Annotated in this window: 5 protein-coding genes; 2 read left to right on the forward strand and 3 right to left on the reverse strand. The window is 58.5% G+C overall.

All coding sequences use genetic code 11. From position 1 onward, the window contains the following. Window positions 1-100: 100 nt before the first annotated feature. Window positions 101-2,518: a GcvT family protein gene (locus AC53L6_RS21815; RefSeq protein ID WP_496909360.1), complete on the forward strand. Its 2,418-nt coding sequence runs from the start codon at window positions 101-103 to the stop codon at window positions 2,516-2,518. A 130-nt stretch (window positions 2,519-2,648) separates the two neighbouring features. Continuing rightward, window positions 2,649-3,248, forward strand: a complete 600-nt coding sequence (locus AC53L6_RS21820; protein ID WP_496909361.1) for a nucleotidyltransferase family protein — start codon at window positions 2,649-2,651, stop codon at window positions 3,246-3,248. Here AC53L6_RS21820 and AC53L6_RS21825 read toward each other — a convergent pair. The 3 genes from AC53L6_RS21825 to AC53L6_RS21835 form a co-directional block, all read right to left on the reverse strand. Beyond that, entirely contained in the window at window positions 3,241-5,112 is a 1,872-nt protein-coding gene (locus AC53L6_RS21825) for a Hint domain-containing protein (protein ID WP_496909362.1), read from the reverse strand. The genes AC53L6_RS21820 and AC53L6_RS21825 overlap by 8 nt on opposite strands. Before the next feature lie 313 nt (window positions 5,113-5,425). After that, window positions 5,426-11,311 carry a cadherin-like domain-containing protein gene (locus AC53L6_RS21830; protein WP_496909363.1) on the reverse strand — a complete coding sequence of 1,962 codons (5,886 nt, stop codon included), beginning with the start codon at window positions 11,309-11,311 and terminating at the stop codon, window positions 5,426-5,428. A 12-nt stretch (window positions 11,312-11,323) separates the two neighbouring features. Further along, window positions 11,324-11,461, reverse strand: coding sequence for a hypothetical protein (locus AC53L6_RS21835; protein WP_299207035.1), 138 nt, complete (start codon window positions 11,459-11,461; stop codon window positions 11,324-11,326). Window positions 11,462-12,308: the final 847 nt, after the last annotated feature.

The raw sequence follows: 12,308 nt of genomic DNA on the forward strand, positions 1-12,308 counted from the left end.
AAACACCCGCAGGATACCTTGAGCGACATGACCCGTCGCATTCGCGCTTTCCTCAAGCGCATCGATTGGGCTCTATCGGCGCATCAATCAAGGGAAAGCCATGCAGACCACAACTCGTGTCGCCGTCATCGGCGGTGGCGTCGTCGGCGCCTCTGTCCTTTATCACCTGACGAAACTTGGCTGGTTCGACGTCATGCTGCTGGAACGGTCCGAACTGACCTCTGGCAGCACGTGGCATGCGGCAGGCGGGTTTCATACGCTGAACGGCGACACCAACATGGCCGCGCTGCAAGGCTACACCATCCGTCTCTATAAAGAGCTGGAAGAGATCACGGGGATGTCCTGCGGGCTGCATCATGTGGGCGGGATCACATTGGCCGACAATCAGGACCGGTTCGACATGCTGCTCGCTGAACGGGCCAAGCACCGATTCATGGGGCTGGAAACTGAAATCGTCGGTCCGGAAGAGATCGCCCAAATCGCCCCGATCACCAACACAGACGGCATCATCGGTGCACTCTACGACCCCCTCGACGGGCACCTCGATCCTTCTGGCACCACGCACGCCTATGCAAAGGCCGCGCGCATGGGCGGCGCCACCATCCACACCCACACCATGGTGCAGGAAACCAACCAGCGCCCAGATGGCACATGGGATGTGGTCACAGACAAGGGCACCATCCATGCCGAACACGTGGTCAACGCCGGCGGCCTTTGGGCGCGCGAGGTGGGCGCAATGGCAAGCGTCTACCTGCCCCTGCACCCAATGGAACACCAGTACATCGTCACGGACGACATCGCCGACATCTACGAACGGGGTGAAGAGCACCCGCACGTCATGGACCCCGCAGGCGAAAGCTATCTCCGGCAAGAGGGCCGCGGCCTCTGCATCGGCTTCTATGAACAACCCTGCCGACCCTGGGCCGTTGATGGCACACCATGGAGCTTCGGCCACGAACTCCTCCCCGACGATTTCGACAAGATCGAAGACAGCATCGCCTTTGCCTACAAACGCTTCCCTGTCCTCGAAACCGCTGGAATCAAATCGGTCATTCACGGCCCTTTCACCTTTGCGCCGGACGGCAACCCGCTGGTCGGCCCTGTTCCGGGCATGCGCAACTACTGGTCCGCCTGCGGTGTCATGGCGGGGTTCAGCCAAGGCGGCGGTGTCGGCCTGATGCTGGCGCAATGGATGATCGAGAGGGAGTGCGAACGCGACGTGACCGCCATGGACGTCGCCCGCTTCGGCAACTGGATCAGCCCGGGCTACACCCGCCCCAAGGTCATCGAAAACTACCAAAAACGGTTCAGCGTTGCCTACCCGAACGAAGAACTGCCCGCCGCCCGGCCCAACCGCACAACGCCCATGTACGATATCTTCACCGATATGGGCGCCGTCTGGGGCCAGCAATACGGGCTGGAAGTACCCAACTACTTTGCGCGGGGCGATGAGCCTGCCCATGAGACCCCAAGTTTCCGCCGCTCCGATGCATTCGCTGCATTCGCTGCTACTGCGCGCGAAGTGGCGGCAGTCCGAAACGGCGTCGGCATCAACGAAGTCCACAATTTCGGCAAGTACCTCATCACGGGCCCAAGGGCGCGCGCATGGCTCGACCGCATCATGGCAGGCCGCGTGCCACAGCCAGGCCGTGTCTCACTGACACCCATGCTCAGCCCCAAGGGCAAGCTGATCGGTGACTTCACGATGTCCTGCCTGACCGAGACAGAGTTCCAGCTCACCGCAAGCTATGGCGCGCAAGCGGTGCATATGCGGCACTTTCGAATACATGAAGAAGACGGCGCAAACATTGAAAATATAAGTGATAAAAGGAACGGCTTCCAATTGGCTGGGCCAAGGGCGCGCGATGTGCTGCAGGCCTGCACGCGCTCGGATATCGCGGATATGAACTTCCTCGACATCCGGCCCCTCACCGTCGGCATGACCGACTGCATCGTGCAGCGGGTCAGCTACACCGGCGATCTGGGCTACGAAATCTACTGCGATCCCATGGCCCAACGCCAATTGTGGTGGACATTGTGGGAAGCCGGACAGGCCTACGACATGGCGCCGTTTGGCATGCGGGCCATGATGTCTCTGCGCCTCGACAAGTTCTTTGGCTCTTGGCTGTCAGAATACTCACCCGATTACACAGCCGCCGAAACAGGATTGGACCGCTTCATCTCGTGGACAAAGAACGCGGATTTTGTCGGCCGCGCCTCAGCAGAAGCCGAACGCGCAAAGGGCCCCGCGCGCCAGCTCTGTGCCTTTATCGTTGATGCGGATGATGCCGACGCCCATGGATATGAACCCATATGGCTGGACGGGTCCGTTGTCGGTTTCTGCACCTCCGGCGGCTTCTCGCATCACATGAACGCATCCATCGCGCTGGGGTTCCTGCCCCCACAGCATGTGAAAGAAGGCCAGGACGTCAAGATCGAAATCCTCGGCAAAATGCGCCAGGCGACAATGACCAGAACACCACTCTTTGACGCCGACGGCGCCCGCATGCGCGGCTGATACCCTGCTTCCCTGTTTCAGGAAAATCCTGAGGGGGAGGCGCAGCCGGGGGGCTAGCCCCCCTCATAATGTCGTCGCGCGCAGGCGCGGCCGTGTTGCGACAGATGTTTGACAGCCCTAGGGTTCAAACATGATGCCGATCCTCATCCTCGCCGCCGGTGCCGCCTCGCGCATGCGTGGCACTGACAAGCTGATGCAAGACGTGGACGGCCAACCGCTGCTGGTACGGCAAATCCAAATCGCGCAAGCCGTCAGCACTGATGTACGCGTGGCGGTGCCGCCACCTCCGCACCTCAGATATGACCTTGTCGCACAAACAACAGCACATCCCGTCACTGTTAAGGACGCCGCCCAAGGGATGGGCGCAAGCCTGCGCACGATCGTTGCCACGCTGGGCCCGCAGGACACACACGCCATGTTGCTCCTGGGCGACCTACCCGACATCACCGAGAATGATCTTCGAAAGGTCCAGCAAGCGATACGCACCTGTCCCGACGCACTGATCTGGCGCGGCGCAACCGAAGATGGGCGCGGCGGGCATCCGATCATCTTTGAACGCACGCTTTTTCCAGCGTTCGCAAAGCTGCTCGGAGACGATGGCGGGCGCGATATTGTCAAACAGGCGGGCAACAAGGTTCACTTGGTTCCCCTGCCCGGCACGCGCGCGCGTCTGGATTTGGATACGCCCGAGGACTGGGCCGCTTGGCGCGCGACCCGTCACATCACCTGAGACGATCCACGAGGGTGCGTGCCTCGTGCTGCTTCAGTGACAATCGCGCCGAACTATACGTGTCCAGTCCCGCCAGTGTGTCAAGTTCTGGGAACAGGGTCAGAATCTCTTGCCGTTGCTCTGCACCGATGCCGCGCAAGGAGTGATCACCCGGTTGGAAGCTTTCTGACCACGCGCCCTCCGCCAGCACAACCTCATGCTGATCGAACATCAGGTGCAGATAACTGACAGCACCGGTCTCGACCTGATCCACACCGTCCAGGCCGGTCAGGTGCTTGGCGGCAATCAGAACTTCGCGCTCCTGGAACATCATCTCCGCCAGATCGGATTTGACCAGCATGCGGTGCTGCGGCGATACAAGCATATCGCGCTCGGGAAGTTCCTTGCCAAGCGCACCAGCACGGATCAGGACCGGTTGGAACGCCGCGTTCATGCGCATTTCGTCTGGCGTCAGATCACGGCGTCCGACCCAGCGCAGGGTCTGTGCGCCATTGTCACGGGTAATGACCTTGTCGCCCGTTTTCAATCTCTCAACGGCGATCTCGCCTTTCGGTGTCGCGATACGCGTACCCGGAGTGAAGCAAATGATGATCTGCTCGATCTCGGAATAGGTGACGCGACGCGCCACGTTCCCATTGTCGTCAAGCAATTCGACCGTGCCGGATTCCGATCCCGGCCCATCGGGCAGAACATTCGCCCGCACGCCAGACAGATCAAGAACGTCGATATCCATTCCATCGGCATCTTCACCGCCGACAATGTTGTGATTGCCCAATCCGTCGAAATTGAACCGGTCAGATCCTGTTCCACCCTGCGCCTGATCGTTGTCCGGACCAAGGGTGATCAGATCCTCGCCGTCGCCGCCCAGAAGCGTGTCGTCACCGGTGCCTCCCACAAGGGTATCGTCGCCAGCACCGCCGATCAGTTCGTCCTGACCCTGGCCGCCATCAAGAAAATCGTTGCCCTCGCCGCCGTCGATATCGTCATCGCCCTCACCGCCGGACAGGCTGTCGTCGCCGCCCTGACCAAAGATCACGTCCTGACCGCTGCCACCATCAATGGTGTCATCCCCGGCTTCGATCGGCGTCACAACCGGATCGTCGATCAGATCGCCCGAAAACGAGAAACCGGAATTGGTGTTGCGTGCTTCAAGAGTGAATTCGATGAATTCGCGATTTTCAAACGACGCGGAAAACCACGCCTCCTGATCGTCGGGATTGTTGTTGCCACGGCCCTCGGCCGTCACCTGGCCATTGCTTTCAATCACGTTGAGAACAGAATCGCTCGACGTGGCAAAGGCGCTGAAGCTGCTTGCGTTGATCGTGACAGCTTCCTGGTCTCCGGGGCTGTTGCGATCAAGGTCATTGATCGTCGCCGTCGAATTCAACGCAACCGGCGTGCCGGTGGTCGCATTGGGCGTGTCCGGGATGAAGAATTCCATGCGGAAATCGGCGGTGTCCCCACTGCCGCGCCCGTTCATCAGGATTTCGAACCCGTTGCCACCGTTGAGATCCACGGTCAAACGGTTGTCGAACTTGGACACGAGGACCAGCCGCGCCGAAACCTGGGTGCCGTCGTCAAGCTGGGCGACGTTCTTGTAGACGGCGGATGCACCGGCGTTCACATTGCCGGTGTTCGGCGTCACCAGGTTGTTGATGTCAAGCACCAACGGGGTCGCGTCATTGCCGGGCGCGGTGCCTTCGCCCACATCACCGAACAGGGTGTCATTGCCACCGCCGCCCAGAATGCTGTCGTCGCCGCCTTCCCCTGAAACCAGATCCGCACCTCCAAGGGATTGGATCGTGTCATCCTCATTCGTTCCCTGCAGGGTGTCGTTGTTCGACGTTCCGTTGATATCGGCCATAGCAGCTGCCTTTCATATCCGCACACAATGAAAGGGGTTATGAACTGCCCCCACAGACCAAACACCCAGGCCACGGTAGTAATTCAAAGTTGAGCCAAATTCAGGGGGAAAAACTGCAAGAAAGTAAACGTGCACGTTATTCGTGCACAAAGATGCCGCAATGCAGTGCCATACGCTACCGTAGAAGAAACAATTGGGCATTATTGCCCGTATTGAACACAGAAAACGGGTGCACCCCCCAATGCCCCATTCCCTGCGCCCCCGCGAATCATCGCGAGGCACTGCGCATATCTCTCAACACCGTGGCGAATGCTCAATGCGAGAGAAGATGCGCTTCGTGTCTCTTGAGGCTCCGCCGAGCGGAAGCGTAGACACCTGATCCTTGGCCATTTTCCAGTTCCGGGAACAGCTCCAGGATTTCGCTGCGCTGCGCATCCGTCATCGCATTCAACGTCATATCACCCGGCTGGAAGCTTTCCGTCCATGCGCCATCGGACAGGATGACTTCGTGCTGGTCAAACATGACATGGATGTAGGTCGTACCCGACACGTCCACGACATCGATGCCGTCCATGAAAGTCAAATGCTTGGCCGCCACCAACACTTCGCTTTCGTCGAAATACAGTGCCGTCTTGTCACTCGCCATCAACACACGGTGCTGAGGTGACACAAGCATGTCACGCTCCGGAAGGCCCCTGCCAAGCGCGCCCTGTCGGATCAGGACCGGACGAAGATGCTGCGCACGGGCAAGTTCTTCACCCGACATGTCACGGCTGCCAACCCAACGAATTTCTTGAATTCCATTGTCACGGGTGATCACCCGATCGCCAACCCTAAGGTCCTCGATCCGACGCTCACCTGTTGGTGTCGCAATCAAAGTGCCCGGTGTGAAGCAGGGAATCACCTCTTCGATGTCGGTGAAAGTCAGCGTGCCAGCAGGATCACCGTTCTGATCGAAATAGTTGACCACACCGTCAAAGCCGTCACCCCCAGCGTCGGGGTTGGTGAAGACCACCTGAAGCGACCCGTTGTTCGGCGCTGACCCACGCAGGTCCAGCGTGTCAAAGTCATCGCCGCCGCCGCCGCCGTCAACGACTTCACCCGCATCGACATTGATGAACAGGTCACGGTCGTCGCCACCGGACATGATGTCCTGACCACCGTTGCCACCATCGATGGTGTCGTTACCGGAGCCGCCTTCGATGACATCATCACCGGTAGATCCAAGGATCGAGTCGTTGCCGGCATCACCGCTCAGCGTGTCGTCACCAGTACCACCGTCGATCACATCGTCGCCTGCACCGCCAGACAGATCGTCCGCACCGTTGCCGCCGATGATGGTGTCGTTGCCGTCACCACCGTCAACCGTGTCGGCCTGGCCGCCTCCGTCGATGACGTCATTGCCTTCGCCGCCCAGAATGGTGTCATTGCCCTGACCACCAAGCAGGCTGTCATCACCGATACCGCCGTCGATTAGGTCATCATCGATCTCACCGTCGATGGTGTCGTTGCCTTCCTCACCAAACAGCTCGTCATCATCATCGGCGCCAAAGATGAGATCGTTGCCCTCACCACCGAACACCGTGTCCATGCCGTTGTCAGGGCGCGGATCGGCCGGGAAGATCGGGTTCGATCCGTCATCTTCGATATTCAACTGGTCCAGCCCCAGATCGGGGTCATTGCCCGCAAAGATGGTGTCGTCGCCAACGCCGCCTTCGATCAGGTCATTGCCCTCACCGCCCACGATGCGGTCAGTGCCCTCATCGCCGGAAATCTCGTCATCGTCGATGCCGCCGTCGATGACATCGTTGCCGGCGCCACCCACGATGGTGTCCGCATCGTCGCCGGTGCTGATCGTGTCGTCACCTGCACCACCATCAACAAAGTCGAGGTCGTTGTTCGGATCATCATCTGCCGGGAAGCCGAAGGGGAAGCCGGGAACAGGTGTCCCATCGTCGTTGGGGAAACCAAGATCCGGCGCAATGTCACCGTTGCCGGTTTCGATCAGGTCATCCCCGTCGCCGCCGTCAACCACGTCATCACCCTGACCAGCGATCACCGTGTCGTTGCCGCCACCCGCTTCGATGATGTCGTCATCCGCGTCTTCAGGATCGTTCGAGAAGATGTTGTCGCCACTGTCGACCATATCCCCTTCGGGATCGCCCTCGTAATCCTCGTTGATCAGTTCGCCATCATCACTGCCCTCGACAATCCCGTCAAGCGGGTTCGGCTCGACCGTCACGGTAACCTCAGCGCTGTCAAAGCCGCCCTGATCATCCGTAATGGTGTAATCGATGACCGCGTCGCCCTCGAACCCGTCATTGGGTGTGAAGGTCAGCGTTCCATCGCCGTTGATGACCACGTCCCCATCGGGCGAGGTCGCCTCGGTCACGCGCAGCGCGTCGCCGTCCACATCCGTGTCATTGTCCAGCACGGGAATGGTGACAGCCGTGTTGAACGGCGTGGTTTCCGCGTCATCGGCGGCTTCGGGTGCATCGTTGACCGGGGTCACTTCAATGACCAGATCAGCGGTGTCCGTGCCACCATTGCCGTCAGCGATCGTGTAGGTGATCGTCGCGGTACCGTTGAAGTTCTCGGCCGGGGTAAAGATGATCGTACCATCGGGATTGATGGCAGCCTCACCCTGCTCGGACGGAACGACAGCGGAAATGACAGTCAGATCGTCGCCGTCCGCGTCACTGTCATTGCCAAGCACATCCACAGTGACGGGTGTATCTTCGTCAGTCGTGTCAGCGTCGTCCTCTGCAACAGGACCGTCATTGATTGCCCCGACGGACACAATGGCCTCGCCCGTATCTTCCCCGCCATTCCCGTCAACAACCGTGTAGGTGATTGTCGCAGGACCGTTGAAGTTCGGCGCAGGTGTAAACGTCACAGTGCCGTCGCCATTATCGACAACCGAACCTTCAGCAGGATCAACGCTCAGCGATCCGATGCTCAGGTCATCGCCGTCCACATCGGTGTCGTTGCCCAGCAGGTCCACGACCACCGCCACGTCCTCATCCGTGGTTTCGATGTCGTCTACGGCCACCGGATCATCATTGACCGGGTTCACCGTCACAGCGACTTCGGCAGTAGACGTGCCACCATGTCCGTCCGTGATCGAATATGTGATGGTCGCATCGCCGTTGAAGTTTTCGGCCGGGGTGAACAGCAACTCGTTGTTCACAATCTCGACCATGCCCTGATCGGCTGGCACCGAAGCGCCCGTGATCGTTAGGTCATCTCCGTCCGGATCCGTATCATTGCCAATCACGTCGATGGTGACAGGCGTATCCTCATCCGTCGTCGCGGTATCGTCGTTGGCGGTTGGACCGTCATTGACCGCGCCAACATTCACGATGGCCTGACCATCATCGGTGCCACCATTGCCGTCCGATACGGTGTAGTCGATGGTCGCGGTACCGTTGAAGTTCGGTGCCGGGGTAAAGGTCACGGTGCCGTCACCGTTGTCGACAACCGAACCCTGGTCTGCGGGGACAGAGACAGACGCAAGTGTCAGATCATCACCATCCACGTCGGTGTCATTGCCCAGCAGATCAATGACAATCGCTTCATCTTCCATCGTGTCGGCCAGATCATCGACCGCGACAGGATCGTCATTGACCGGGTTGACCGTGACCACGACCTCGGCCGTGTCAGTGCCGCCATTGCCGTCCTCAATGGAATAGGAAATGGTCGCATCGCCATTGAAGTTCTCAGCCGGTGTGAACAGCAATTCATTGTCCACAATCTCGACCGTACCCTGATCCGCAGGGACCGATGCGCCGGTAATGGTCAGCGTGTCGCCATCCACATCCGTGTCATTGGCCAGCGCGTCGATGGTAACAGGCGTGTCTTCGTCCGTGCTGGCAGTGTCGTTTATCGCATCCGGCGCGTCATTGACCGGGTTCACGGTCACATTGACGGTCGCTGTGTCTTCGCCACCCTGATCGTCGGTCACGGTGTACGTGATCGTGGTCGGGCCGTTGAAGTCCTCGTTCGGCTCAAAGGTGAGCGTACCATCGGGATTAATCGTAACCGTGCCGTCAGGCGACGTGGCTTCGGTCACGCGCAATGGATCGCCATCGGGATCGCTGTCGTTGCCCAGCACAGCGATATCGACGCTTCCGTCTTCATCAACTTCTGCCGTATCATCAATGGCATCGGGGCCGCGGTTGATCTCGTCGCCAACAACCTCTTCGATTTCGGTAAAGGTCAGGGTCAGCCCATTCGGATTGCCGTCCCCATCGACGAATACCACAGTGCCATTGATGCCATTGCCATTGCTGTCCGGCGTCACGTTATCCAGAAAGAACGGCCCCTGCCCGGTCAGATCCAGAACATCGCGGTCCGTGTTGTTCGCCGGGTTGGTGCTGAAGCCGCCGGCACCGCCGTCCACCTCGTCTCCCGCACCGCCAAAGATCGTGTCGGCGTCGTCGCCACCGCTCAGCACGTCAGCGCCGGCGCCACCCGAAATGACGTCATTGCCCTCTTCGCCAAAGACCATGTCGCTGCCGGCATCACCGTTCAACGTGTCATCACCGGATTGGCCATGGATCCAGTCGTTGCCAGAGCCGCCATCGACCGAGTCGTTGCCGGACCCCATCCAGATCTCATCATTGCCAGCGCCACCAAAACCAGTGTCATCACCCGATCCGCCAATCAGGAAGTCGCGCCCGGCACCACCGTCCAGAACGTCATTGCCCCGACCGCCCTCAAGGCGATCATTACCGTCGCCGCCAACAAGGCTGTCATTGTCATCTTCACCGCGCAGCGTGTCATGGCCGCCCTCACCGAAAATGGTGTCGTCGCCATCACCACCTTCCAGCGTGTCATTGCCATCGGCGCCATCATCCACGATCGGTGCATCGAAATAGACGTCGGTGATGTTGATGCCTGAATTGTCGTCGCCATCCTGATCATGCTCGATCACAATACGCGCCACGGGCCCCGGAATGCTGACAAGCAGCGAATACTCTTCGGACGTGTCCGCCAGATAGCCCCCATTGCTGTCCGCCGTGTCGTTGCCCGCAACGCCATCCGTGTCCAGCAGCGTCAGATTGCTGCCACCTTCAAGGTTGACGATGATCTGCTGTCCAGCAGCGTCATACGCAATGACGCGCACGACGCCATCGCCGTCGATATCGTTGATACGGAAAGACACGTCTTCGACCGGGGCCGAGAACTCAAGCTGGTATTCTGCCGAATTTCCCTGACCATTCAGAACGTTGTCGAGCGAACTGTTGTTATCGATCGAATTGCCGTCACCGTCGATGTTCTGAATATTCTGCGTATCGTTCGACTGGATCGTGCGGGACGCACCGGATTGATCAAGGACTGAAAACGACACTTCGACATTGCCGGTGTCCTGCGTGAAATTGCCCAGAGTGTTGCCATCGCCAAAGGGCGACTTTTCCCACTCAAAGACTTCACGTTCGGACACGCCCGCGCCCGGGCCCGAATAGTTGCTGTCGCCAAAGATGATGTCATCACCGTCGCCGCCCTGAACACTGTCATTGCCGCTGCCAGCATAGACTTCGTCGTCCGCACGACCGGCCTCGACCGTATCGTCCCCACCCAGGGCATCCACAATGTCATCATCGCGGCCTTCGCCCGGCAGGACTTGATCGTTGGCGTCGATACAGTCGCCTTCCGGATCTTCGTCATAGGCTGCGTCGATCAGGTTGCTGTCGTTGTCCCCTTCCACCACGCCATCAAGGCCAGAGGTATCGAAGACAAGGTTGTCGATGGCGCCCGAACCTTTCAGTTCGACTTCCATCCGCGTCACACCCGATACATCGAAATCGACGATCGACTGACCATTGTTGTCCGTATCTTCGATCTTGATCTTGTCGATCTCAGTCCCGTGGGCATCGTAAAAACGCACATACGCGCCTTCCTCGATGTCGAGGAATGTCAGCCGGTTGATGACGGAAGGTTCGTCAAAGACAAAGTTGATCTTGCCACCGCTGCCATTGTCATCCGGGTCACTGCTGTCGCCGTCTTCCGAGATGATCAACGCACCCCCGAGGTTCGTGGTCGCCAGATCGCTATCCTGCCCAGTCGGCTGCGCCGTGTTGAAAACCATGGCTTGATTTGCCCCACCAGTGGCCGAAATCGTCACGCCTTGGGTGCTGAATTCGTTGTCGACAACAGTGCCCGAAGCGAGGGCGTTGAAATCAATGAACTTGGTCATGTGTCGGAACTCCTAGGCGTGGTTGCGCGCAGCACGCAACGCGACCGGAACAATTGCACAATAAACGGAGATCTTGGCCGCTACGGCCAGGACAGCGAAACGGCGGGTGATTGCCATCTTCGGCATCAACTCTCGGGTGATTTGCCACATCGGTCCGTCTCCATCATTAACTCACTCTTCACCCAAGACGAAGCGACGCACCTATCGGTCGGGCGATCCGCATACACGCCTAACAAATGGAGGGAGAAATGATCGGCTGCGACACGCAAACCGGTACGGACCCGGCAAACGCATCTTTCAGCGGTTGCTCGGCAACGTAGCGAACACACTCCCCACATCTTTCAATGCGTCTTGTGCGGTCGCCCCCTTGACCTAAAGACATCGCCCCCCAGTTGGGCAAGATTGTTCTTACGGTCAGCTTTGATACAAAAAAAGGGAAAAATGTCTGAAAAGTGGCACTATCCACGCAAACAGACGCATACATCGCCCATTTATGTGAAAATTTTTGCCACCCCTGATTGTACTAATATACGCAAAGTACGCACATGTATGGGCAAATACCCGCCTAAATCACTGTAGAAGAACATTTTAAGTGCATTCCCGTTTTTTAACAGATTCACCTTCAAGTTCGCCCCATCACGACACTTGACCACAGATAATTTTGCCGTGTTTCTGCCAGATTTTGTGGTGCTTATGTTCTCAAACCGCGATCAATGGACAAAAAGATACCATAATGATGCGATCTGCCCAACAAGACAGCGGTTGCCGCGAATCGCTTGGGATCGATTTTCCATAATGACATCGCCGTATAGCGATCTTGCAGTTTCCAAAGCGCTTCGAAAAGGCAATGTCGTCCTCGCCGTCTAACGCAAAGCACTGTCAGGGTTCTAGGGTCAGGACCCATTGATTTTCGCCTAGTGGCGTGATTCACGGTTCGAAAACGAGCGGTGAATATGTCTGACCTTTTCTGGCTCACGGATGCGCAGATGACGCGTCT

The sequence above is a fragment of the Tateyamaria sp. LSS28 genome (assembly GCF_059611725.1).